This window comes from Kineosporiaceae bacterium, assembly GCA_016713225.1.
Lineage (GTDB): Bacteria > Actinomycetota > Actinomycetes > Actinomycetales > Kineosporiaceae > JADJPO01.
Genome location: JADJPO010000003.1, coordinates 624380 through 648709, shown reverse-complemented (window position 1 = coordinate 648709; position 24330 = coordinate 624380). Strand labels below are relative to the sequence as shown.

Here is a 24330-nt window from a genome sequence, read left to right as displayed (position 1 = left end):
ATCACACCTTCTCCGTGGTCGGCTTACCGAGGATGCCTTCGGGCTTGAACACCATCACCATGATCAGAATCGCGAACACGACGGTCTGTGACCAGGCGTTGCCCAACAGGAAGGCCTCGTTCAGTTGCTGGATGAAGCCGATGACGAAACCGCCGAGGACGGCGCCGTTGAGATTGCCGATGCCGCCGAGCACCGCCGCGGTGAACGCGATCAACCCGAGCTGGAAGCCCAGGTCGTACCGCGTGGTACCGATCGACTCGAGCCAGAGCATGCCGGCAGCACCGGCCAGCGCGCCGCCGAGGGCGAAGGTGAAGGCGATGGTCCGGTCGACGTCCACGCCCATCAGCCGGGCGGCGTCCTGGTCCTGCGCGGTGGCCCGCATGGCCTTGCCCTGCCGGGTCTTGTTGACCAGGAAGGTCATCGCCAGCAGCAGGGGGATGGTGATCGCCAGCACGACGATCCCGGACCACTCGACCTTGGCCCCGCCCAGGCTGAATCCGCGGTCACCCAGGATGGTCTTCCAGTTGCGCTGGCCCGACCCGTTCATCTGGATGCCGACGGACTGGTAGATGAAGCTCAGACCGACGGCGGTGATCAGCGGGGCGAGCTTGGGAGCACGTCGCAACCGGCGATAGGCCACGCGTTCGGCAAGGGTGTTCACGCCCGCCGCCGCGGCCATGGCCACCAACATGGCGCCGATCATGAGCAGGAAGGCCGTCACACTGGGATCGACCTTCGAGAACCACGAGACCATGATCAGACCACTCATGACCGTGGTGAGCATGAACAGGTCACCATGCGAGAAGTTGATCAGCTCGATGATGCCGTACACCATCGTGTACCCCAGGGCGACCAGCGCGTAGAGCGCGCCGAACTTCAACCCCCGGAACACGACGGTCAGGAAATCAGCTGGTTCGGTGAAGCCCTTGTACAGGACCCACACCCCGGCCCCCGCCAGCAACACGTACGACAGGACCCGGATCATGAGTGCCCGGGTCTCTGCTGACGTGCGCGTAGAGGTAGCCGAGGCCGTGGCCGTCGCTTGACTCATGCGCTGTGGCCCTTCGCTCGATGGACGCAGCCGACATTCTGGCTGGCGGAACAGTACTCACTAACAGGGCTGGGCGGGGAGCATTCGCTCCCCGCCCAGCCCCATCGATCACCGATCAGGAGACCGGCTGTGCCTGGACGAACGCTTCCTTGCCTGCCTTGAGCTGCAGCACGGAGATGTCCTTGGCCGAGGTGTCACCCGTGGCCGGGTCGATCTTGATCTCCTTGCCGATGGCGGCCTTGTCGGCGGGAATCGTGATGCCCTCGCCGCTGAAGACCGCGTCGTTGACGCCCTTGCGGGTGCCGTCGGACTTCTCGATCGCGGCCAGGATGACCTGCACCGCCGCCACGCCGTACAGCGCGTAGCTGGTGGCCGGCTCGGCACCGTACTTGGCCTTGTAGTCGTCGAGCAGCTTCTTCGCCGCACCACCGTTGGCCAACAGCTGGTCGGTGGGCAGACCACCGAAGGTCAGGTAGAGACCCTCACCCTGGGCCAGCTTCTGCAGCTCCGGGTAGCCGGTGAAGCCGTCGGGCGCCATCATCTTGACGGCGGTGTTGTCGCCGAGGACCGAGACCTTGTCCTTGACCAGCTGGCCACCGTTGTTGTCGTAGATGCCGGCCAAGTAGATCAGGTCGGGCGCCGCCGCCTTGATCTTGGTGAACAGCGAGGCGTAGCTGGTCTGCTTGGCGTCCCACGGCTCATTGCCGAGCACGGTGATGCCCTGCTTCTTGGCCTCGTCCTCGAAGGCCTTGCCGACACCCTGACCGTACGTCTGGTTGTCGTTGAGGATGTAGACCTTCGTGGTGCTCAGCTTCTGCTTGGCGAACTGAGCAGCCGCAGAACCCTGGTAGTCGTCGGTGGTGATGACGCGGGCGTAGTTGCGCTTGCCGGCCGGGAAGTACTTCTCCGGCTCTCCGGCGTCCCACTTCTTGGTCAGACCGGGGTTGGTGTTGGCGTGCGACACCATCAGCATCGGACCGTTCGGGTCCGCGTTGAGCACCGGCACCTCGATCTTGGCGCAGCCGGAGTTGTACGTCCCCATGACCGCGACCTCGTCGGCGTTGGCCACGTGGTCGGCCGCGTTCTTGGCGCACGTCGCGTCGTCCCAGGCACCCTTGGCCGCCGTCGAGTCGTCGTACGTCTTGAACTCGACGTCGTACTTGCCGGCCTTGTTGCCCACCTGCTCGAGATAGAGCCGGATGGCGTTGTTGGTCGAGTCGGAGGCGTCCTTCGAAGCGCCCTGCAGCGGCAGGTCGCTCGAGATGATCAGCTTCTTGCCACCACCTCCGCTGCTGCTGCCGGTGGAGTCGCCGCCTCCGCAGGCCGCGAGAGCCATCGATGCCAGCGCGACACCAGCGATGGCCCGAATGGACTTTTTCATGTGCATACCTCTCCCCATGAGCCCGGTCCTGGGCTGCCGTTGGATCGGGAAACTACCACCCGCTTCGGCAGCGCAGGCCGCAAGCGCGTCACCTCGAGGTCAAGGCTCGACAACGATTTCGCGGGGTCACGGCGCGACGACCGGCACATTCGCCGGGTCTGCCCGCCGGTGTTCCGGCGTCCTGCCGTGCCACAGCACGACAGGACGCCGGACATGCCCCGTTGCGACCCGGTTACGACCGATCAGCCGACCGGCTGGGCCTTCAGGAAGGTCTCCTTGCCACCGGTGAGGGTGAGGATGGAGATGTCCTGCGAGGTGAGGTCACCCGACTTGGTGTCGATCTTGACCTCCTTGCCGGTGAGCGACTTGTCGGCGGGGATGGTGACCCCGTCGCCGGTGAACACCGCGTCGGTGACACCCTTGCGGGTACCGTCCGACTTCTCGATCCCGGCCAGGATCACCTGGGTCGCCGTCACGCCGTACAGCGCGAAACTCGACGTGAGCTCCTTGCCGTACTTCGCCTTGTAGGCGTCGAGCAGCTTGGCTGCCTCGCCGCCGGCGGCCTTGAGCTGGTCGACGGTCAGACCGGTGAAGCTGAGGAAGAGTCCCTCGGCCTGCGCCAGACCCTGCAGCTCCGGGTACCCGGTGAAGCCGTCCGGTGCCATCATCGGCACGGCCTTCTGGTCGCCCATGACCGAGACCTTGTCCTTGACCAGCTGGCCACCGTTGTTGTCGTAGATGCCCGCCAGGTAGATGGCGCCCGGGTTCATCGCCTTGATCTTGGTGAACAGCGAGGCGTAGCTGGTCTGCTTGGCGTCCCACGGCTCGTTGCCGAGCACCTTGATGCCCACCTTGCCGGCACCTTCGACCAGGGACGTCGCCACGCCCTGACCGTAGGTCTGGTTGTCGTTGAGCACATAGATGCTCTTGATGCCCTTCTCCGCCAGGAAGGCAGCCGCCGCCTCACCCTGGTAGTCGTCGGTGGTGATGACGCGGGCGTAGTTGCGCTTGCCGGTCGGGAAGTACTTCTCCGGCTCTCCGGCGTCCCACTTCTTGGTCAGACCGGGGTTGGTGTTGGCGTGCGACACCATCAGCATCGGACCGCTCGGGTCCGCGTTGAGCACCGGCGCGATGATCTTGGCGCAACCGGAGTTGTACGTCCCCATGACGGCGACCTCGTCGGCGTTGGCCACGTGGTCGGCCGCGTTCTTGGCGCACGTCGCGTCGTCCCAGGCACCCTTGGCCGCCGTCGAGTCGTCGTAGCTCTTGAGCTCGACGGTGTACTTGCCGGCCTTGTTGCCGATCTGCTCCAGATAGAGCTTGATCGCGTTGTTGGTCGAGTCGGAGGCGTCCTTGGACGCACCCTGCAACGGCAGGTCCGTGGCGATGATCAGCTTCTTGCCGCCGTCGCCACTGCTGCTCTCGGAACCCCCGCCGCAGGCGGTCAGGGCCAGTGCCGCCATCAGCACCACCGCAACCGCGGGCCTCGGATTGACCATTGATGCCTACCTTCACACTCGCCGGGTCAGTGGTCGCCCGGATCGGCGGAAGGTATCACCTCGATGTTTCCGCCGAGGACGAGCGCGGACTATCCGCCGTCAGGTCGCGCCTGGCGGACCGCGGCCGATCCCTCCGCCGGGGTCGTCGAGGCGAGAATCGCACTCGCGACCTCACGCATGGTGAGGCGCTTGTCCATTGAGGTCTTCTGGATCCACCGGAAGGACTCGGGTTCGCTCATGGCGAACTTGGTCTGCAACAGACCTTTTGCCCGATCGATGAGCTTGCGGGTCTCGAATCGCTCGGTGAGGTCGGCGACCTCGGACTCGAGCGCGGTGATCTCCTGATGGCGGCTCAAGGCGATCTCCAGCGCCGGGATCAGATCGGTGGCATTGAACGGCTTGACCACGTAGGCCATCGCGCCGGCGTCCCGCGCCCGCTCGACGAGCTCACGCTGCGAGAAGGCGGTCAACATGACCACCGGGGCCACCCGTGCCCCCACGATCCGTTCTGCCGCCGAGATGCCGTCCAGCACGGGCATCTTGACGTCCATCACCACGACGTCGGGACGCAGCTCCTCGGCGAGGCGCACGGCCTCCTCGCCGTCCCCGGCCTGGCCCACCACCTCGAAACCGGCCTCGGCCAGCATCTCGACGATGTCGAGACGGATCAGGGCCTCGTCCTCGGCGACCACGACCCGGCGCGCGGCCGGTGTCGTGGCCAGCGGCGCCGCCGCCTCGGCGGCAGGGGAGGTCGGGTCGGTCGGGTCGATCGCATCGGCTACCACGGCATCAGCCTAATGAGTCGGAGACGGGCTCGGGAGTCGCTAGAGTCTGCGTGAACGAGTTCGTTGCCGGGTTGGTGGAATTGGCAGACACAGCGCACTCAAAATGCGCCGCCGAAAGGTGTGCGGGTTCGAGTCCCGCACCCGGCACTCTCACGCTCACTCAGCGGTACTCCTGGCGGTAGGCCGGGGACATCCCCCGCACCGCATCGCCCATGCGGTGCAATCGCATCGCGTTCAGCGAACCGGGGATCCCGGGCGGTGAACCGGCCACGATGACGACCAGGTCGCCCACCTGACACCGTCCGGTCTCGAGCAACAACTCGTCGACCTGGGCGACCATCTCGTCGGTGTTCTCCACCACGGCCGTCAGGAAGGTCTCCACACCCCAGGTCAGGGTCAGCTGGGAACGCACGGCCGGGTCGGGGGTGAACACGGTCAGGGGGATCGGCGAGCGCAGCCGGGCCATCCGCCGAGCGGAGTCGCCCGACGTGGTGAAGGCCACCAGGTGCCGGACGTCGAGCAACTCACCGACCGCTGCCGCCGCGAACGTGATGGCACCACCCTTGGTGGTCGGCCGCGTTCCCAGGGCCGGGATCTGGTCCAGGCCCTGGTCCTCGGTGGTCTCGATGATCCGGGCCATGGTGCGCACGGCCTCCAGCGGGTAGCGGCCCACGCTGGTCTCGCCGCTGAGCATGATGGCGTCTGCGCCGTCCAGGACGGCGTTGGCGCAGTCCGACGCCTCGGCCCGGGTCGGGCGGGGCAGGGTGATCATCGAATCCAGTACCTGGGTGGCGACGATGACCGGCTTGGCGGCCCGCCGGGCGAGCGACACGGCGCGCTTCTGCACCATCGGCACCTGCTCCAGCGGCAGTTCGACCCCGAGGTCGCCGCGGGCGACCATGATGCCGTCGAAGGCCTGGACGATCTCCTCGAGGTTGTCCACGGCCTGCGGCTTCTCGATCTTGGCGATCACCGGCACCCGGTAGCCGACCTCGTCCATGATCTTGTGCACATCGGCGGCGTCGGCTGCCGACCGCACGAACGACAGCGCCACCATGTCGACCCCGAGCCGCAGCCCGAAGCGCAGGTCGTCGGCGTCCTTCTCCGACAGCGCGGGCACGCTCACGGCGACCCCGGGCAGGTTGAGGCCCTTGTGGTTGCTGACCGCTCCGCCCACCTCGACCCGGGTGATCACCTCGGTCTCGGTCACCGTGGTGACACTCAACGCCACCTTGCCGTCGTCCACCAGGATCAGGTGGCCGGGGCGACAGTCACCGGGCAAACCCTTGTAGGTGGTCGAGGCCCGCTCGGCGGTGCCGGGGATGTCCTCGACGGTGATGACGAACCGGTCGCCCTCGCCGAGCGTCACCGGACCGTCGGGGAACTCCCCCAGCCGGATCTTCGGACCCTGCAGGTCCACCAGCACGCCGACGGCCTTGTGGACGGCGTCGCTGGCGGCCCGGACCTCCTCGTAGCACAGCCGATGCTCGTCGTAGGAGCCGTGGCTGAAGTTGAGTCGGGCAACGTCCATCCCGGCGCGGACGAGATCCTCGACCCGCCCTGCGACGGCCGGACCCAGAGTGCAGACGATCTTGGCTCGACGCATGGCCGATGTGATCCCTCGATGCAGTGGACGACGGCCGACGGCCGGTCACGGTGGACGGTCTGAGCGACGGTCGAAGCGACAGTCAGATGGTGAGCTGGCGCGCCGATGGCGAGATGGGCGCAGGCAGCACGGTACTCCCCGTGAGCCACCGGTCGACCGCGGCCGCACACGCGCGTCCCTCGGCGATCGCCCAGACGATCAGCGACTGGCCCCGGCCCGCGTCCCCGGCCACGAAGACGCCGGACACCGAGGAGGCATAGCTCTCGTCCCGCACGATGTTCCCCCGCCCATCCAGTGCCAGGTCGGCCTGCTGCACCAGTTGATCGACCAGACCGTCACGCTGCGGCCCCAGGAAGCCCATGGCCAGGGTCACCAACTGGGCGGGGAGCTCACGCTCGGTGCCCGGCACCGGGTTGAACGCCCCCCCGGAGAACTCCACCTCCACCAACTGCAACGCCCGCACCCGGCCGTCCTCGTCGCCGAGGAACGCCTGGGTCTGCACGGCATAGACCCGGTCGCCACCCTCTTCGTGCGCACTGCTGACCCGGTAGGTCATCGGGTAGGTCGGCCACGGCTGGCTCTCGGGGCGATCCTCCGGCGGGCGCGGCAGGATCTCGAGCTGGGTCACCGAGCGCGCCCCCTGACGCAACGCGGTGCCCAGGCAGTCGGCCCCGGTGTCACCGCCACCGATGACCACGACGTCCAGGCCCTCGGCACTGATCACCGGCTGGCCCTCCAGCGGCTCCTCGCCCAACGCGGCGCGGTTCGCCGGCGGCAGGTACTGCATCGCCTGCACCACGCCGTCCAGTTCGCGGCCCGGCACGGGTAGGTCACGCCAATCGGTGGCACCGATCGCCAGCACCACCGCGTCGTAGCGATCGCGCAGTGCCTTGGCCGAGACGTCCCGACCGACGTCGACCCCGGGCCGCAACCGGGTGCCCTCGGCCTCCATCTGGGCCAGCCGCCGGTCGAGGTGGCGCTTCTCCATCTTGAACTCGGGGATGCCGTACCGCAGCAGGCCGCCGATCTTGTCGGCGCGTTCGTACACGGCCACCGTGTGACCGGCGCGGGTCAGCTGCTGAGCCGCCGCCAGTCCCGCCGGACCCGAGCCCACCACGGCAACCGTCTTGCCGGACAACCGCTCCGGGGGCTTCGGGACGACCCAACCGGCCTCGAAGGCGGCATCGATGATCGAGACCTCGACCTGCTTGATGGTCACCGCGGGCTGGTTGATGCCCAGTACGCAGGCGGTCTCACACGGAGCCGGGCAGAGCCGGCCGGTGAACTCGGGGAAGTTGTTGGTCGCGTGCAACCGCTCGACGGCGGCCTGCAGGTCGCCACGCCAAGTCAGGTCGTTCCACTCCGGGATCAGGTTCCCCAGCGGACATCCGTTGTGACAGAACGGGATCCCACAGTCCATGCACCGCCCGGCCTGCCGCTTCAGCACCGCCGGCTCGCCGGGCTCGTAGACCTCGTTCCAGTCGAGCAGGCGCACCGGCACCGGACGACGCGCCGGCAGCTCCCGCTCGCGGGAGTCGAGAAAGCCCTTGGGGTCAGCCATGCGACGCCTCCATGATCCGCTTCCAGACGATGTCGCCGTCCAGGTCCAGTCCCTCGAGTTCGGCCACGCGGCGCACCTCGAGCACCCGCGCATAGTCCCGTGGCATGACCGTCGAGAAGCGCTCTCGTCCGGCGGGCCACTCGGCGAGCAGCCGCTTGGCCACCGCCGACCCGGTCTCGTGGTGGTGCCGCTCGAGCAACACGTGAACCTGCTCGGCCTCCTCGTCGGTCAGCGGGCGCACCGACACCAGCTCGGAGTTCACCCGTTGCGTGCGCAGATCGAGCACGAACGCCACCCCGCCGGACATGCCGGCGGCGAAGTTGCGGCCGGTGCGGCCCAGGATCAGCGCCACCCCGCCGGTCATGTACTCGCAGCCGTGGTCACCCACCCCCTCGACCACCGCGGTGGCGCCGGAGTTGCGCACGCAGAATCGCTCCCCCACCTGACCCCGCACGAACAGCTCGCCGCCGGTGGCGCCGTAGGCGATCACGTTGCCGGCGATGATGTTCTGCTCGGCCGGGAAGGGTGCCGCCCGGTCGGGCCGCACCACGATGCGCCCGCCCGACAGGCCCTTGGCCAGGTAGTCGTTCGCGTCGCCGAACAGACGCAGCGTGATTCCTCGGGGCAGGAAGGCGCCGAAGGACTGGCCGGCCGAGCCCGTCATGGTGATGTCGATGGTGTCGTCCGGTAGGCCGTCGACGCCGTACCGCAGGGTCACCTCGTGCCCGAGCATGGTGCCCACGGTGCGGTTGACGTTGCGCACCGGCACCTCGAAGGCCACCGGCTGGGCGTTCTCCAGGGCATCGGTGGCCAGCGCGATCAAGCTGTGGTCCAGCGCCTTGGCCAGGCCGTGGTCCTGCTCGCTCACGCAGCGCCGGGCCATCTGCGCGAAGGCCTCCGGCGGCTCCACCTGCGCCAGGATCGGGGTGAGGTCGAGTCCGGCCGCCTTCCAGTGACCCACCGCCTCGGCGGTGTCGAGCAGGTCGCTGCGCCCGATTGCCTCGTCCAGGCTGCGCAGACCGAGCGCAGCCAGGTAGGCGCGCACTTCCTCGGCGATGTACTCGAAGAACGTGACGACGAACTCGGGCTTGCCGGTGAAACGCTTGCGCAACTCGGGGTTCTGGGTTGCCACGCCGACCGGGCAGGTGTCGAGATGACACACCCGCATCATCACGCAGCCCGAGACCACCAGCGGGGCGGTGGCGAAGCCGTATTCCTCGGCGCCCAACAGCGCCGCGATGACGACGTCACGGCCGGTCTTGAGCTGACCGTCGGTCTGCACCACGATCCGGTCACGCAACCCGTTGAGCACCAACGTCTGTTGGGTCTCGGCCAGGCCGAGCTCCCACGGACCACCGGCGTGCTTGAGCGAGGTGAGCGGGCTGGCCCCGGTACCACCGTCGTGCCCCGAGATCAGGACGACGTCCGCGTGGGCCTTGCTCACACCGGCGGCGACGGTGCCCACACCGACCTCGGCCACGAGCTTGACGTGGACCCGGGCCGAGGGGTTGGCGTTCTTCAGGTCGTGGATCAGTTGGGCCAGATCCTCGATGGAGTAGATGTCGTGGTGCGGCGGCGGCGAGATCAGGCCCACCCCGGCCGTGGAATGCCGGGTGCGGGCCACCCACGGGTACACCTTGTGAGCCGGAAGCTGCCCACCTTCACCGGGTTTGGCGCCCTGGGCCATCTTGATCTGCAGGTCGTCGGCGTGGGTCAGGTACATGCTCGTGACACCGAAGCGGCCCGAGGCCACCTGCTTGATCGAGCTACGCCGCTGCGGGTCGAGCAGCCGGTCGACGTCCTCGCCACCCTCACCGGTGTTCGACTTCGCCCCCAGGGCGTTCATCGCGATCGCCAAGGTCTCGTGGGCCTCACGCGAGATGGAGCCGTACGACATCGCGCCGGTCGAGAACCGCCTGACGATCGAGGCGACCGACTCGACCTCGTCCAGGGGCACCGGCGGCAAGGCGCCCTCCCGCAGTCGGAACAGCCCGCGCAGGGTCATCAGCCGCTGCGACTGCTCGTCGACCCGCGCGGTGTACTGCTGAAAGACGTCGAAGCGGCGCTCGCGCGTGGCGTGCTGTAACCGGAAGACGGTGTCGGGATCGAACAGGTGCGGCTCGCCCTCGCGGCGCCACTGGTACTCGCCCCCGGTCTCGAGCCGGCGGTGCGGTGCCCGGATGCCGTCGCGGGGGTAGGCCCGAGCGTGACGGCGAGCGACCTCCTCGGCCAACACGTCCAGGTCGATGCCGCCCAGTCGCGAGGTGGTGCCCGGGAAGTACGTCTCGACCAGCTCGCGGCCCAGACCGATCGCCTCGAAGACCTGGGCGCCGGCGTAGGAGGACACCGTCGAGATGCCCATCTTGCTCATCACCTTGAGCACGCCCTTGCCCAGAGCCTTGATCAGGTTCTTGACGGCCTTCTCGGGCGCGATCCCGGTGATCACGCCGGACCGGACCAGGTTCTCCACCGTCTCCATCGCCAGGTAGGGGTTCACGGCGGCGGCGCCGAAACCGATCATCAGCGCCACGTGGTGCACCTCGCGCACGTCGCCGGCCTCGACGATCAATCCGATGCGGGTGCGGGTCTTCTCGTTGATCGTGTGGTGGTGCACCGCGCTGGTCAGCAACAGCGACGGGATCGGGGCCAGGTCGGCGGTGGCGTCCCGGTCGGACAGGACGACGAAGCGGGCGCCGCCCGCGATCGCCGCCGAGACCTCGGTGTAGATCTCCTCGAGTCGCTGGCGCAGGCCCTCGCCACCCCGGGCCACGGGGTAGAGCCCCTTGATGGTGGCCGTGGCATAGCCGGGCAGGTCGCCGTCCTGGTTGATGTGGACGATCTTGGCCAACTCATCGTTGTCGATCACCGGGAAGTCGAGCACCAGCTGGCGGCAGTGCGCGGGTGTCGCCGCGAGCGGGTTGCGCTCCGGGCCGATCGAGGTGCTCAGCGCGGTGACCAGTTCTTCACGGATAGCGTCCAACGGCGGGTTGGTGACCTGCGCGAACAGCTGGCTGAAGTAGTCGAACAGCAACCGCGGGCGCTGAGAGAGCACCGCGATCGGGGTATCGGTACCCATTGATCCGATCGGCTCGAGTCCGGTGCGGGCCATCGGGGTCAGCAGGATGCGCAGTTCCTCCTCGGTGTACCCGAACGCCTCCTGGCGACGGGTGACCGAGGCGGGGGTGTGCACCACGTGCTCACGCTCGGGCAGGTCGTGCAGGAAGATCCGCCCGGCGTGCAGCCACTCGTCGTACGGGTACTGCCCGGCGAGCTCGCTCTTGATCTCCTCGTCGTCCACGATCCGACCGTGGTCGGTGTCGACCAGGAACATCCGGCCCGGCTGCAGCCGGCCCTTGCGGACGACGCGGGCCGGGTCGACGTCCAGCACGCCGACCTCGCTGGCCAGCACCACCAGGCCGTCCTCGGTGACCCAGTAGCGGGCCGGCCGCAGGCCGTTGCGGTCGAGCACGGCACCGATCACGGTGCCGTCGGTGAACGCGACACAGGCGGGGCCGTCCCAGGCCTCCATGAACATCGAGTGGAACTCGTAGAAGGCCCGACGGGCCGGGTCCATCTCCTCGTGCTTCTCCCACGCCTCCGGGATCATCATGAGCACCGAGTGCGGCAGGCTGCGCCCACCCAGGTGCAGCAGCTCGAGCACCTCGTCGAAGCTCGCCGAGTCGCTCGCCCCGTCGGTACAGATCGGGTAGAGGCGCTTCAGGTCCCCGGGGATGACGTCGCTGGCGAGCATGCTCTCGCGGGCGTGCATCCAGTTGCGGTTGCCCTTGACCGTGTTGATCTCACCGTTGTGCGCCATCAAGCGGAACGGGTGGGACAGCGGCCACGACGGGAAGGTGTTGGTCGAGAACCGCGAGTGCACGATGGCCAGCTCGGTGGCGAACCGACGATCCGACAGGTCCGGGAAGAACGGCTCGAGCTGACCGGTGGTCAACATGCCCTTGTAGATCAGCGTGCGGGCGGACAGCGAGGGGAAGTACACCTCGACCTCGTGCTCGACCCGCTTGCGCAGGCAGAAGGCCATGCGCTCGAGGGCCATGCCGACCACGCGGCCGCGAGCCGAGGTGACGAACAAGTGCTTGAACCGGGGCTGGCACGCCCGGGCGGTGTCGCCGACCAGACCCTGGGTGATCGGGACGTCGCGCCACCCCAGCACCGCGAGGCCCTCCTCGGCGGCGATCCGTTCGATGGCCGCGACGGCGTCACTGCAGCGCTGGTCGTCGTCCGGCAGGAAGGCGAGGCCGACCGCGTAGCCGCCCGGGTCGGGCAGCGGGAAGTCGACCACCTCGCGCAGGAACGCGTCCGGGATCTGGGTGAGGATGCCTGCGCCGTCGCCGGTGTCGACCTCGGCGCCGACCGCGCCCCGGTGGTCGAGGTTGCGCAGCGCCGTCAGGGCGTGCTCGACGATGTCGTGACCGCCCTCGCCGCGCATCGTGGCCACGAACGCCACGCCGCAGGCATCGTGCTCGTGCTCACCGTCGTAGAGGCCCACGGGGGCAGGCCGGGTGGTGAACAGGGGCGCAGACGTGGGCATGCACATCACCTCGTCGTCCAGGTGCGCTGAGCGCAGCTCGAACGTGCGCAAAAAGCGCACAGGGGAAACTGGGGACGCCGATGGCCCGCGGGTTCTGTCACTCTAACTGGTGGAGGCCCGCTCGACCATGCTCTCTCGGCCCGGTCGCTGACGTGCGGAGATGACGATGTAGGTCACAGCGCCGACGAACACCACGATCGAGGTCCAGACGTTCAGGCGCAGGCCCAGCACGTGGGTCGCAGGATCGGTGCGGAGCATCTCGATCCAGAATCGTCCGGCGGTGTAGAGCGCGACGTACCAGGCGAACAACCGGCCGTGGCCGATCTGCCACCTGCGGTCCATCCAGAGCAGCACCAGGCATACCCCGACGTTCCAGAGCAGCTCGTAGAGGAACGCGGGGTGATACAGACCCGGTAGCAGCCTGGCGTGGCCCTGCGCATCGAGCAGCGCCTGCCCGGCCGCCTGGTCCCACTCGTGGATCTGCAACCCCCACGGCAGCGTGGTCGACGAGCCGTAGAGCTCGTTGTTGAACCAGTTGCCCAGTCGCCCGATCCCCTGCGCCAGCACGATCCCCGGAGCGATCGCGTCCCCCACCATCGGCAACGGCACCTTGTGGCGCCGGGCGCCGATCCACCCGCCCACCCCGCCGAGCACGACCGCGCCCCAGATACCGAGGCCGCCCTCCCAGATGCGCAGCGCCTTGGCCGGGTCGCCATCCGGGCCGAAATAGGCCGACCAGCTGGTGATCACGTGATAGATCCGCCCGCCGATCACCCCGAACGGCACCATCCACACCGCGAGGTCCATGATCAGGCCGGGCTGCCCACCACGGGCCTGCCAGCGCCGCTCCCCCAGCCAGATGGCCGCGACGATGCCCAGCAGGATGCAGAACGCGTACGCCCGGATCGGGAAGACGCCGAGGTACCACACCCCTTGCTCGGGGCTGGGGATCGAGAACAGTCTCACACCGGGCTCACACGGGGCTACCGGCACAGGCGGCCGACAAGGCTCGCGCCAGGTCGCGCACGGCCTCGATCCCGACGGCCGGGGACGGCGCCTCGGCCAGTGCCCTCACGAACGCCGACCCCACGATCACGCCGTCGGCGTACTCGGCCACCTCGCCGGCCTGGGCGGGGGTGGAGACCCCCAGCCCGACACACACCCGCTCGGCTCCCGCCGTGCGGGTGCGCTCCACCAGGCCGCGGGCACCGGACGAGACCGACTTGACGCCGGTGACCCCCATCAGGGACGCCGCGTAGACCCAGCCGCGGCAGGCCGCCGCCGTCGAGGCGAGCCGAGCCGGGGTGGACGACGGGGCCACCAGGAACACCCGCTCCAGACCGTGGGCATCGCTGGCGGCGATCCAGTCCGCGCCCTCGTCCGGGATCAGGTCGGGGGTGATCAACCCGGCGCCCCCGGCCGCCGCCAGGTCCTTGGCGAAGGCGTCGACGCCGTAGCGGTCGACGAGGTTCCAGTAGGTCATCACCAGGGCGGTGGCTCCCCCGGCCGACAGCTCCTCGACCGCGCGCAGCACGTCGGCGGTTCGGGTGCCCCCGCGCAGCGCGGCGTCCACCGCGTGCTGGATCACCGGGCCGTCCATCAGCGGATCCGAGTACGGCATGCCGAGTTCCAGGACGTCGGCGCCCCCCTCGACGGCGGCACGCGCCGCCGCGATCGAGGTCGGCACGTCGGGGAACCCGATCGGTAGGTAGGCGATCAGGGCGGCTCGCCCGGTGGCCTTCGCCGCGTCGATGGCGGCGGCGCTGGACCGCGCGACGGCCGCGCTCACGGCGTCACCAGTCCGAAGTAGCGGGCGGCGGTCTCGACGTCCTTGTCGCCGCGGCCGGACAGGTTGACCAGCACCACGCCGTCCGGGCCGAGCTCACGCCCGGCGGTGATCGCCCCGGCCAGCGCGTGAGCACTCTCGATCGCCGGGATGATCCCCTCCGTGCGACAGAGCAGCTGGAACGCCGCCATCGCCTCGGCGTCGGTCACCGGCAGGTAGGTGGCGCGGCCGGTCTCGGCCAGCCAGGCATGCTCCGGGCCGACCCCGGGGTAGTCGAGCCCGGCCGAGATCGAGTGGCTCTCGATGGTCTGACCGTCGTCGTCCTGCAGGATGAAGGTGCGGCTGCCGTGCAGCACCCCGGCGGTGCCGCCGGTGATGGACGCCGCGTGCCGACCGGTCGCGACGCCGTCCCCACCGGCCTCGAGGCCCACCAGCCGGACGCCGGGGTCGTCGAGGAAGGCGTGGAAGATGCCGATGGCGTTCGATCCGCCGCCGACGCAAGCCGTCACGACATCGGGCAACCGGCCGATCAGGTCGAGCACCTGGGCCCGGGCCTCGTCACCGATCACCTTGTGGAAGTCGCGCACCATGCTCGGGAACGGGTGTGGACCCGCCACCGTGCCGATCAGGTAGTGGGTCTGCTCGACGTTGGTCACCCAGTCGCGCATCGCCTCGTTCATGGCGTCCTTGAGGGTGCGCGAGCCCGCGGTGACCGGTACGACCGTGGCGCCGAGCAGGTTCATCCGGGCGACGTTCAGGGCCTGGCGCCGGGTGTCCTCCTCGCCCATGTAGACCACGCACTCCAGGTCGAGCAGGGCCGCGGCGGTCGCGGTGGCCACCCCGTGCTGACCGGCGCCGGTCTCGGCGATCACCCGGGTCTTGCCCATGCGTTGGGTCAGCAAGGCCTGACCCAGCACGTTGTTGATCTTGTGGGACCCGGTGTGGTTCAGGTCTTCGCGCTTGAGCAGCACCCGGGCACCACCGGCATGTGCCGCGAACCGGGGCACCTCGGTCAGGATGCTCGGCCGGCCGGTGTAGGTGCGGTGCAGCCGGTCGAGCTCGGCGGCGAAGGCCGGATCCGCGGACGCCTTCGCGTAGGCGACCTCGAGCTCGTCGAGCGCCGCGATCAGGGCCTCGGGCACGAACCGCCCGCCGAACCGGCCGTAGTAGGGGCCCGTCTGCTCCGAGAGCATGCCGCTCACTTGCGCGCCGCCCGCAGTGCCGGGTGCGCCCCGGCGGCGACCAGATTGGCCACGGCGGCGCGCGGGTCGGCGCCGGTCACCAGGCTCTCGCCCACCAGGACGGCGTGCGCCCCGGCGCGGGCGAAGGTGTGCACGTCATAGGGGCCACGCACCCCGGACTCGGCGACCTTCACGATGCCGTCCGGGATGGTCGGCGCCACCCGCTGGAACTGGTCGCGGTCGACCTCCAGCGTGCGCAGATCACGGCAGTTGACGCCGATCACCCGTGCCCCGGCGTCCACCGCGCGGGGCACCTCGTCGACGTCGTGCACCTCGACCAGGGCCGTCATGCCCAGAGAGTGCACCCGTTCGACCAGGGACACCAGCGCATCCTGGTCGAGGGCTGCCACGATGAGCAGCACCAGGTCGGCGCCCGCTGCTCGGGCCTCCCAGACCTGATAGGCCGAGACGATGAAGTCCTTGCGCAGGATCGGGATGTCGACTGCTCGCCGCACCGCCTGCAGGTCCTCGATGCTGCCGCCGAAGCGGCGCCGCTCGGTGAGCACGCTGATGGCGCTGGCTCCGCCGGACTCGTAGTCGCGCGCCAGAGCCGCTGGATCGGCGATGGCCGCCAGGGCGCCCTTGCTCGGGCTCGACCGCTTGACCTCGGCGATGACCCGCACCGCATCGGCATCCTCGAGCGCGGCGAGGGCGGCCAGAGCGCCCGGCTGACGCTCGGCCTGCTCTTGCAGCCGCTCCAGCGGAACGGACTGCTGCCGCTCGACGAGGTCCTCCCGTACGCCCGAGATGATGTCGTCGAGAACAGTCACGGATCCCCCTGGTCGGCGGCGGTCACTACGTCACGATCGTACCGACCCCGACGGCGTGCTCCGACCGCCGTCCGGGTCCGGACGACCCGTAGAGATCAGCGGTGACCAGCGACGCCGTAGCCCATGGCCGACATCACCTTGCCGAGGATGGCTCCGACGACGACCACGACACCACCGGCGATCGACAGCGTCATGCTGCCGACTGCCACGCCCCAGCACGAGACCAGCGCGCCCAACATGATCACGATGACGCTGGTCCACGCGGCCACACTGTTCCCGTGACTCTCGTGCACCTCGTGCGCAGCCTGAGTGTTCACCATGGTGCTTGCTCCTTTCAGCTGTGGGTCATTGTTGCAGGCTGGTGCGGTGTGCGGCTGTAGCCACCGACGTCCGGTAGCTGCGGCGCGTCAATCGGTCGGATCCTCACCACGGCTGATCGCCTCCCACAGCGGTTCGGGCGATTCATCCCGGGCGCTCCGGGTTCGGGCCGCACCCGGCGCCGCCGTGGCTGCCGCTGCGGCGGGGCGTCCCGTCGTCCACCGAGCGGCCCCGAGCCAGACCCCCAGCGCCGCAACGGCGATGACCACGCCACCGGCCAGGCCCACCGCCACCCAGGCCGTGACCACGGCCGCCGGCGGGACGGCGTCCACCAGACCCGCGGCACCGCGCGTGGCCTCGCGGGCCACCGTCGCCGGGTCGGTCAGCACCCCTGTGGCCAACGCCACGACGCCCAGACCGGCCAGGGCGAGCAGGACGGCGCACACGCGGGCCAGGCGCCGTCCGGCCAGGGTCACGGCGACCGCACCGGCGGCGGCGACCAACGCCAACGCGAGGACCCCTGGGGCCGACTGCTCGCCCGAGAGCGAACCATCGGTGACCGCGGTGACCACCCCGGTGGCCGGTGCATGATCGAGCCTCACCCAGGTTCGGCCCTGGGCCAGCACCACGATGCCGGCGCCCGCCAGCACCCCCAGCACCGTGCTGCGTCGCGTCAGCCGGGTGAGCCGGCTCATGATCCCGGCGCCCGCAGGGTCGAGGCCGTCGCCACGGCACGCAGCACCGCGGCGGCCTTGTTGCGGCACTCGTCGTGCTCGCGTTCGGGCACCGAGTCGGCCACGATGCCGGCACCGGCCTGCACGTGGGCCACCCCCTCGCGGATCAACGCGGTCCGGATCGCGATCGCCAGGTCCATGTTTCCGGCCAGATCGAGATAGCCCACGACACCGCCGTACAGGCCGCGGCGCACCGGCTCGAGCTCCTCGATCATCTCCATGGCGCGAGGTTTGGGCGCGCCGGACAGCGTGCCGGCGGGGAACGTCGCCTGCAGCACGTCGTACGCACTGCGCCCCGCCGAGAGGTCACCCTCGACCACCGAGACCAGGTGCATCACGTGGCTGTACCGCTCGACCTGCATGAAGTCGACGACCTCGACCGAGCCCGCCCGGCACACCCGCCCCAGGTCGTTGCGGGCCAGATCGACCAGCATGATGTGCTCGGCGCGCTCCTTGGGATCGGCGAGCATCTCGGCGGCCAGGGCGTTGTCCTCGGCCGCGGTCGCGCCGCGCCAGCGGGTGCCGGCGATCGGGTGGGTGACCACCCGGCCATTGGTGACGGTGACCAGCGCCTCGGGGCTCGAGCCCACGACGTCCAGCCGCCGACCCTCGGGGTCGATGGCGCGGTACAGGTACATGTACGGGCTGGGGTTGGTGGCCCGCAGGATGCGGTACACGTCCAGGGCGTCGGCCGGGCAGTCCAGATCGAAGCGCTGGGCCAGCACCACCTGGAACACCTCGCCGTCCCGGATCCCCTCCTTGCCGGCCAGCACGGCGTTCAGATAGTCGCGCTCGGTGGTGCGCGCGCTCGGCTCGGCAGCAGACGCCGCGTGTACCGCAACGGTCGAGGGGGCCGGCGCCGCGAGCTGGGTGGTCATCCGTTCCAGGCGCTGGACGGCGTCTGCCCAGGCCTCGTCGACCCGCTCGTCGGTGGCGTCGTAGTTCACGGCATTGGCGATCAGCAGCACGGTGCCGTCGCTGTGGTCGAGCACCGCCAGATCGGTGGCCAGGCTCATCGACAGCTCGGGCACTCCCAACTCGTCCACCGTGGGCGTGGTGGGTTCGGGGATGCGCTCCCAGCGGCGTACGGCGTCCCACGAGACGAACCCGACCATGCCCCCGGTGAGCGGTGGCATGCCGGGCAACCGCGGCGTGGCCAGGGTGGCCACGGTGTCCCGCAGCGCCAGCAACGGGTCGCCCGCGGTCGGCACACCGACCGGAGGGTTGCCGATCCAGTGCGCCGTGCCGTCCCGGCTGGTGAGGGTGGCCCCGCTCGCGGCGCCGACGATGCTCCACCGCGACCAGGCGCCCTGCTCGGCGGATTCGAGCAGGAACGTGCCGGGAGCGTCACCGGACAGCTTGCGGTACACCCCGATCGGGGTCTCGCCGTCGGCCAGGAACCGGCGCACCACCGGGATCACCCGGCGGTCCTTGGCCAGGACCCGGAAGGTGTCGAGGTCGGGCCAGACCTGGCCGAGCGGCACCGAGGCGAGGGTGGTTTCGGAGACGGTCTGGCTCATCGGATGGCCTCGGAGGGGTCGGGGAGCAGATAGGTGTCGAAGCACGAGCGCGTGCCGGTGTGGCAGGCGGCGCCGACCTGATCGACGCTGACCAAGAGGGCATCGCCGTCACAGTCGAGGCGGATCGCCTTCAGCCACTGCACATGCCCGGAGGTGTCGCCCTTGCGCCAGTACTCGCCGCGACTGCGACTCCAAAAGGTGACCCGACCGCCGGCCAGGGTGCGACGCAGCGCCTCGTCGTCCATCCAGCCGACCATCAACACCTCACCGGTGTCGTGCTGCTGGACGACGGCACACACCAGGCCGTCGCTGGTGCGCTTCAATCGCTCGGCGATCGCGGAGTCCAGCGTCGCGGCCGGCACGGGGAAACCTTCGGTGGACACGACCCGATCCTTTCATCCCGGTGAGCATCGGTGCCGCCCGTGATCGTCCGATGGGAGCGATCTACTGCTCGCTGCTGCGTCGTTCCAGGACGCCGAGGTCGCGCTCTGCGAACTCGCGGTGGGACCACTCCTCACTGATGATCGCCCCCAGGCATCGGCGGACCGGGAACGACTCGGATTCCGGGTAACCGGGCTCGGCGACCGGCGTCGTCCCGGCGTCGAGCTGCTCGTCGGTGAGCTCGTCGAGCACCCGGGCGACCGTCCCCATCCGGTCGGCGCGGACGGCGAGGATCTGCTCGAGCGAGGGGCGCGCATCGTGGTCGTTCGGCACGTGCGGTGTGTCCGGAGGCATCTCGGTGTGGGGCAGGCCGAGCGGGTGATACGGCACCGGCTGCCCGAGGACGGCGCGCAGCACCCAGGCATCGGTCGCGAACACGAGGTGGCGCAAGGTCTCCACGAACGAGTACTCCCCGTCGACCCGCTCGTGGAGATCCTCCTCGGGCAGCGCACGGGCGCGCTGTACCGCGGCGTCCCAGCGTCGCGCGACGACCTGCCACGCCGTCCGGAACCCGTCGGCGTCGTGGGGTCTGGTGAGCGCCCGGTCGGGGTCGCGACGGTCGAGTTCGGCCTCGACGAGCGGGCCGACGTCGACACCGTTGACGACGAGCCCGTCGACGTAGCCGTCGATGTCGACCCGCTGGAGGAATGCGCCGCGCAGGACGACGTCCTGGAAATAGACGTTGTGGAACCGCGACCGGCTGAAGTCGACCTCTTCGAAGCGGCTACCGCTCCAGTCCTGACGCAGGTGGTCGGTCATGGGGCGATCCTGCCACGGGCCGACCCGCGCACCCAGCTGGCGTGCAGGCGTTGATAGACCTCACAACGGGTCAGCAACTCCTGATGCGTGCCGACGTCGACCACGTGGCCGGCGTCCACCACCACGACGAGGTCGGCCGCCTCGGCCGTACTGAGCCGGTGCGCGATGGCGACGAAGGTGCGCCCGGCGGTGACGCCGTCCAGGGCACGTTGCAGCCGCACCTCGGTGCCGGGGTCGACTGCGGAGGTGGCCTCGTCGAGCACCAGCAGGTCGGGATCGGCGAGGTAGGCGCGCGCGAGCGCGACCAGTTGCCGCTCCCCCGCCGACAGGGCCTCACCTCGCTGGCCGGCGTGGGTGGCCAGACCGTGCGGCAGGCCGTCGACCCAGTCGGCGAGACCGAGTTCGGTGATCGCCAACACCAGGTCGTCGTCGCTGGCCTCCGGCCGCGCCCAGCGCAGGTTCGCGGCGATGCTGGCGTCCAGCAGGAACCCCTCCTGCGGCACCAGCACGACGCGAGAACGCAACGACGAGAACGCGATCCGACGCAGGTCGATGTCATCCAGCAGTACTCGACCAGTGGTCGGATCCATCAGGCGGGTCAACAGCTTGGCCAAGGTCGTCTTGCCCGATCCGGTCTCGCCCACCACGGCGACGCGCTGCCGGGGCGCCAGTGTCAGGCTCACGCCGGTGAGCACGGGCGGTCCCTCCGGGTAGTGGTAGCCGACGTCCTCGAAGCGCACCCGGATCGGCCCGCGCGGCAACACCACGCCGTCCGGTGGATCGACCACGTCGGCCGGGGTGTCGAGCACGTCCAGCACGCGCCGCCAGCCCGCGGCAGCGTTCTGTAACTCGTTGAGGATCTCGGTGCCCATCTGCACCGGCCCGGTGAACAGCTGCACCAGGAACAGGAAGGCGGCCAGCCGGCCCAGGGTGAGGTCGCCGTCCATGCCGGTCCAGGTGCCGACCCCGGCGACCGCGGCCACCACCAGGCCCGAGACCAGCACCCCACCCGAGAAGCTGGCCGCGACCAGCACCTGAGCCCGAGAGGCCGCCCGGGCGTGGGCGTCGATGGCCTCGTCGATGCGTGCCTGGGTGCGATCCTCGATGGCATAGGCCCGGATGGTGTCGGCCCCGACCACCGACTCCGAGATCGCGGCCAGGGTGTTGCCCACCCGTTCGCGCACCCCCAGGTAGGCGCGGGCGACGATGCGCTGCAGCCGCGGCAGCGTGAGGAACAGCGGCAGGAAGCAGCCCCAGACCAGCAGCGTGAGCTGCCAGGAGTAGATCGCCATCACCGTGGTCGCGATCAGGATCTGCCCGCCGGACAGCACCAGCATCAAACCGCCGAACTGCACGAACGCCGAGATGGTGTCGACATCGGTGGTCACCCGCGCCACCAGGGTTCCCCGGCGCTGACTGTTCTGGCTGAGCACCGACAGGTCGTGAACATGGCGAAACGCGCTGGTACGCAACGTCGCCAGTCCGGCCTCGGTGGCTCGGAAGATCCGGACGTTGGCCAGGTAGGACGCCACGGAGGCAACGATCACCCCGGCCAGGGCGAGTGCCGCGACGACGGCGACGAATCCGGGCCTCGGGCCTGCCGGACCGCGGATGCCGCGATCGAGCGTCTGCTGCACGGCGATCGGGACGACGATGCGCCCCAGCGTCGAGACCAGGGCCACCGCGAGCGTCACCCGCAGGCCGCGGGTGATCTCCGGGGTGGACCGCAACCCGCGGCGCACGGTCGCCCAGGCCGAGCCACGAACCGTGCCGCTCACGAGGCCTCGTCCGCGCGCACCCGGGCCCGGTCCGCGGCGTCCCGTTCGTAGGCGGTGACCAGCGCCCGATAGCCCGGCAACCGCGCCATCAGCTCGGTGTGGCCGCCCCGGCCGAGCACCCGTCCGTGCTCGAGGTAGATGACCTCGTCGGCCAGGGTGATGGTGGCCATCCGGTAGGCGATCACGATCACGGTGACCTCGCCGGCGGCACCGGCGCGCAGCCCGTTGAGGATGGCCGCCTCGATGCGGGGATCGACCGCCGAGGTGGCGTCGTCCAGCACCAGCAGGCGGGGCGAGCGCACCAGCGCCCGGGCGAGTGAGATCCGTTGCCGCTGGCCGCCGGACAGCGAGGTACCGCGCTCGCCGAGGCGCGTGTCGAGCCCGTCGGGCAAGGCCCGGACGGTGTCCGCGACGGCGGCCGTCTCGAGCGCGCGCCACACCTGCTCGTCCGGCAGGTCGGCGCCCAGGGTGACGTTGCCGCGCACGGTGTCGTCGAACACGAAGGCGTTCTGCCCGACCAGGGCCGCTGTCGCGGCCACCCCACCGCGGCGCACGGACCGGACATCCTGACCGTCCAGCAGCACCCGACCCTCGCGGGCATCGACCAGTCGGACCAGCACCGAGGCCAGGGTGGACTTGCCCGACCCGGTCGGCCCGACGACGGCCACGGTCGAGCCGGGCTGCACCTCGAGGTCGACGCCGTGCAGCACCGGGAACAGCTCGTCGGCGCCGTCGTCCGTGGTGCCCAGGTAGGCATACCCCACCTGGTGGGTCGCCAGGTCGGCCGGCCCGTCGATGACCGGCTCGGCCTCCCCGTAGGCCATCGAGCCCCCGGCCTGTAGCACGGCGCTGGTGCGCCGCCAGCCGACCACGGTGCGTGGCAGTTCACCGAGCACCCAACCCAGCGAACGCACCGGCCACGAGATCAGCGCCAGCAGATAGGCGACCTGGACGACGTCCCCGGTCTGGGCGTCACCCGAGGCCACCCGTGCCGCGCCCAACACCAACACGGCGAGGGTGCCGATGGTCGGCAGGGACTCGATCAGCGGGTCGAACAGGCCCCGGGTGCGCCCGACGGCGACGTTCGCGTCCCTCAGCCGGTGGGCGACCTCGGCGAAGCGAGCGGTTTCGGCACCCTCGCGACCCAGCGCCTTGACGCTCAGCGCGCCGTCGAAGCTCTCGTGGGCCACGGCAGAGACGTCACCGCGCAAGGCCTGCGCCCGCATCACCAACGGTGACATGTGCCGCTGGAAGATGGTGTTCGCGATCATCAGGGCGGGCAGCACGGCCAAGCCGATCAGGGCCAGCACCGGGTCGGCGGCGATCATCGCCACCGCCCCGACGATCAACATCACGGCCACGCCGAGCGACATCGGCAGCGGGGCGAACACCTGCCAGGTCGCCTCGACGTCCGCGTTCGCCGTCGAGAGCAACTGCCCGGCGGGGTGGCGGTGATGCCAGGACAGCGGCAGTCGCAGGTACTGGCGGGTGATCGCGCGCCGGTAGCGGGCCTGCAGCCGGTACATCGTGATGCCCGCAGCCGCACGTCGCAGCACCACACCGATCGCCGTGAACAGGGCCACGGCGGCCAACGCGGCCACCGCACCCCACAGCTGGGCCGGCGGCACCGAGCCGTGGGTGAAGGCGGGGGCGAGCACCGACTCGGTGACCCGGCCGAGCAGCCAGCCACTGCCCGCGGTCCCGATGCCGTAGGCGGCACTGCCGATCACCGACAGGGCGAAGATGCCCGGTTCGTCACGGATGCCCCGCCACACCACGGCCAGGCCCGCCCGCACCACTGCGGTGTGCGGGCCTGACCGCTCATCGGCCGTATCGGCGTCGCTCACCACGATGGGCCAGCCTCTCACGTACCCCGGGCGCGGCGCGGGCCGGGGCGTGACACGATCGAGGTATGCCGTCCTTCGCTGCCCAGGAACGCCAGGCTCTCGTCGATGCGCTGGTCCACGCCGGGTCCGAGGCCCCCACCCTGTGTGAGGGCTGGACGACCTATGACCTGGCAGCCCACCTGGTCGCGCGCGAACACCGCCCGGACGCCGGGCTGGGCCTGGTGATCCCGGCGTTCGGTGGCTACACCGAGCGGGTGCGGCTGAGCTACCGGCAGCATGCCTACGAGGATCTGCTCGAGCACATCCTGATCGGGCCGCCCTGGTACAGCCCGTTCGCGCTGCCCGGGGTGGACGGCGCGGCCAACCTCGCCGAGCACTTCGTGCACTGTGAGGACGTGCGTCGGGCCGAGACCGGTTGGCAGCCGCGTGTTCTCGGCGATGCGCTGCAGGAGGCGCTGTGGAAGGTGCTCACCCGCATGAGCAAGATGGCCTTCCGCAAGGCAGCCGACCCGGTGCGCCTGATCCGGCCCGATGGGGCCGAGATCAGCGTCGGATCCGGTGGCCAGCCGGTGCGGCTGCACGGCGAGCCGGCCGAACTGCTGCTCTACGCCTTCGGCCGGACGTCGGCCGCCACGGTACGCATCGACGGACCAGAGGCGGCGGTGGCCCGGTTCGAGAGCACCCCGTTGGGCCTGTAGACC

At 69.9% G+C, this 24330-nt stretch carries 19 protein-coding genes and 1 tRNA gene; 2 read left to right on the top strand and 18 right to left on the bottom strand.

Annotation, left to right across the window (positions count from 1 at the left end):
• Position 1: 1 nt before the first annotated feature.
• The 4 genes from IPK24_14005 to IPK24_13990 form a co-directional block, all read right to left on the bottom strand.
• A complete protein-coding gene (locus IPK24_14005) occupies positions 2-985 on the bottom strand; it encodes a branched-chain amino acid ABC transporter permease (GenBank protein ID MBK8076638.1) in 984 nt (327 codons plus the stop codon).
• A gap of 181 nt (positions 986-1166) precedes the next feature.
• Positions 1167-2432, bottom strand: coding sequence for a branched-chain amino acid ABC transporter substrate-binding protein (locus IPK24_14000; GenBank protein ID MBK8076637.1), 1266 nt, complete (start codon positions 2430-2432; stop codon positions 1167-1169).
• Between the two features lie 242 nt (positions 2433-2674).
• On the bottom strand, positions 2675-3931 hold the full coding sequence (locus IPK24_13995; protein MBK8076636.1) for a branched-chain amino acid ABC transporter substrate-binding protein: 1257 nt from the start codon (positions 3929-3931) through the stop codon (positions 2675-2677).
• Between the two features lie 89 nt (positions 3932-4020).
• Positions 4021-4716 carry a response regulator gene (locus tag IPK24_13990; protein ID MBK8076635.1) on the bottom strand — a complete coding sequence of 232 codons (696 nt, stop codon included), beginning with the start codon at positions 4714-4716 and terminating at the stop codon, positions 4021-4023.
• A gap of 65 nt (positions 4717-4781) precedes the next feature.
• Between IPK24_13990 and IPK24_13985 the strand changes: the two genes are divergently transcribed.
• Positions 4782-4863, top strand: a tRNA-Leu gene (locus tag IPK24_13985).
• 13 nt (positions 4864-4876) lie between these two features.
• Here the strand turns inward: IPK24_13985 and pyk are convergent.
• The 14 genes from pyk to IPK24_13915 all read right to left on the bottom strand — a co-directional run bounded on the left by pyk (position 4877) and on the right by IPK24_13915 (position 23581).
• A complete protein-coding gene (gene pyk, locus IPK24_13980; GenBank protein ID MBK8076634.1) occupies positions 4877-6322 on the bottom strand; it encodes a pyruvate kinase in 1446 nt (481 codons plus the stop codon).
• Between the two features lie 82 nt (positions 6323-6404).
• Positions 6405-7883 (bottom strand): glutamate synthase subunit beta, encoded by a 1479-nt coding sequence (locus IPK24_13975; GenBank protein MBK8076633.1) that lies wholly within the window; start codon positions 7881-7883, stop codon positions 6405-6407.
• A complete protein-coding gene (gene gltB, locus IPK24_13970; GenBank protein ID MBK8076632.1) occupies positions 7876-12435 on the bottom strand; it encodes a glutamate synthase large subunit in 4560 nt (1519 codons plus the stop codon). Before gltB ends, IPK24_13975 begins: the two co-directional genes overlap by 8 nt.
• A 102-nt stretch (positions 12436-12537) precedes the next feature.
• The gene (locus tag IPK24_13965; GenBank protein MBK8076631.1) at positions 12538-13401 is read right to left on the bottom strand and encodes a prolipoprotein diacylglyceryl transferase; all 864 of its coding nucleotides are present in this window, start codon (positions 13399-13401) and stop codon (positions 12538-12540) included.
• Between the two features lie 7 nt (positions 13402-13408).
• Positions 13409-14224, bottom strand: coding sequence for a tryptophan synthase subunit alpha (locus IPK24_13960; protein ID MBK8076630.1), 816 nt, complete (start codon positions 14222-14224; stop codon positions 13409-13411).
• Positions 14221-15414, bottom strand: coding sequence for a tryptophan synthase subunit beta (gene trpB / locus IPK24_13955; GenBank protein MBK8076629.1), 1194 nt, complete (start codon positions 15412-15414; stop codon positions 14221-14223). The genes IPK24_13960 and trpB overlap by 4 nt, the downstream gene beginning before the upstream one ends.
• Positions 15415-15419: 5 nt before the next feature.
• Positions 15420-16232: an indole-3-glycerol phosphate synthase TrpC gene (gene trpC / locus IPK24_13950; GenBank protein ID MBK8076628.1), complete on the bottom strand. Its 813-nt coding sequence runs from the start codon at positions 16230-16232 to the stop codon at positions 15420-15422.
• A gap of 95 nt (positions 16233-16327) precedes the next feature.
• Positions 16328-16552 carry a hypothetical protein gene (locus IPK24_13945; protein ID MBK8076627.1) on the bottom strand — a complete coding sequence of 75 codons (225 nt, stop codon included), beginning with the start codon at positions 16550-16552 and terminating at the stop codon, positions 16328-16330.
• Between the two features lie 87 nt (positions 16553-16639).
• Complete coding sequence (locus IPK24_13940) at positions 16640-17245, bottom strand: Trp biosynthesis-associated membrane protein (protein MBK8076626.1); 606 nt, start codon at positions 17243-17245, stop codon at positions 16640-16642.
• Positions 17242-18804: an anthranilate synthase component I gene (locus IPK24_13935; GenBank protein MBK8076625.1), complete on the bottom strand. Its 1563-nt coding sequence runs from the start codon at positions 18802-18804 to the stop codon at positions 17242-17244. Before IPK24_13935 ends, IPK24_13940 begins: the two co-directional genes overlap by 4 nt.
• Positions 18801-19187, bottom strand: coding sequence for a phosphoribosyl-AMP cyclohydrolase (gene hisI / locus IPK24_13930; GenBank protein MBK8076624.1), 387 nt, complete (start codon positions 19185-19187; stop codon positions 18801-18803). The genes IPK24_13935 and hisI overlap by 4 nt, the downstream gene beginning before the upstream one ends.
• Positions 19188-19248: 61 nt before the next feature.
• The gene (locus IPK24_13925; GenBank protein ID MBK8076623.1) at positions 19249-20004 is read right to left on the bottom strand and encodes a DinB family protein; all 756 of its coding nucleotides are present in this window, start codon (positions 20002-20004) and stop codon (positions 19249-19251) included.
• The gene (locus IPK24_13920; protein MBK8076622.1) at positions 20001-21782 is read right to left on the bottom strand and encodes an ABC transporter ATP-binding protein; all 1782 of its coding nucleotides are present in this window, start codon (positions 21780-21782) and stop codon (positions 20001-20003) included. The genes IPK24_13925 and IPK24_13920 overlap by 4 nt, the downstream gene beginning before the upstream one ends.
• Positions 21779-23581, bottom strand: coding sequence for an ABC transporter ATP-binding protein (locus IPK24_13915; GenBank protein ID MBK8076621.1), 1803 nt, complete (start codon positions 23579-23581; stop codon positions 21779-21781). Before IPK24_13915 ends, IPK24_13920 begins: the two co-directional genes overlap by 4 nt.
• A 113-nt stretch (positions 23582-23694) precedes the next feature.
• Between IPK24_13915 and IPK24_13910 the strand changes: the two genes are divergently transcribed.
• Positions 23695-24327 carry a TIGR03085 family protein gene (locus IPK24_13910; protein MBK8076620.1) on the top strand — a complete coding sequence of 211 codons (633 nt, stop codon included), beginning with the start codon at positions 23695-23697 and terminating at the stop codon, positions 24325-24327.
• Positions 24328-24330: the final 3 nt, after the last annotated feature.

Coding starts and splice junctions, on each gene's coding strand:
- IPK24_13940 (MBK8076626.1), bottom strand. CDS start 17,245: ATGAGCCGGCTCACCCGGCTGACGCGACGCAGCACGGTGCTGGGGGTG.
- pyk (MBK8076634.1), bottom strand. CDS start 6,322: ATGCGTCGAGCCAAGATCGTCTGCACTCTGGGTCCGGCCGTCGCAGGG.
- IPK24_13935 (MBK8076625.1), bottom strand. CDS start 18,804: ATGAGCCAGACCGTCTCCGAAACCACCCTCGCCTCGGTGCCGCTCGGC.
- gltB (MBK8076632.1), bottom strand. CDS start 12,435: ATGCCCACGTCTGCGCCCCTGTTCACCACCCGGCCTGCCCCCGTGGGC.
- trpB (MBK8076629.1), bottom strand. CDS start 15,414: ATGCTCTCGGAGCAGACGGGCCCCTACTACGGCCGGTTCGGCGGGCGG.
- IPK24_14000 (MBK8076637.1), bottom strand. CDS start 2,432: ATGAAAAAGTCCATTCGGGCCATCGCTGGTGTCGCGCTGGCATCGATG.
- IPK24_13925 (MBK8076623.1), bottom strand. CDS start 20,004: ATGACCGACCACCTGCGTCAGGACTGGAGCGGTAGCCGCTTCGAAGAG.
- IPK24_14005 (MBK8076638.1), bottom strand. CDS start 985: ATGATCCGGGTCCTGTCGTACGTGTTGCTGGCGGGGGCCGGGGTGTGG.
- IPK24_13995 (MBK8076636.1), bottom strand. CDS start 3,931: ATGGTCAATCCGAGGCCCGCGGTTGCGGTGGTGCTGATGGCGGCACTG.
- IPK24_13910 (MBK8076620.1), top strand. CDS start 23,695: ATGCCGTCCTTCGCTGCCCAGGAACGCCAGGCTCTCGTCGATGCGCTG.
- IPK24_13975 (MBK8076633.1), bottom strand. CDS start 7,883: ATGGCTGACCCCAAGGGCTTTCTCGACTCCCGCGAGCGGGAGCTGCCG.
- IPK24_13945 (MBK8076627.1), bottom strand. CDS start 16,552: ATGGTGAACACTCAGGCTGCGCACGAGGTGCACGAGAGTCACGGGAAC.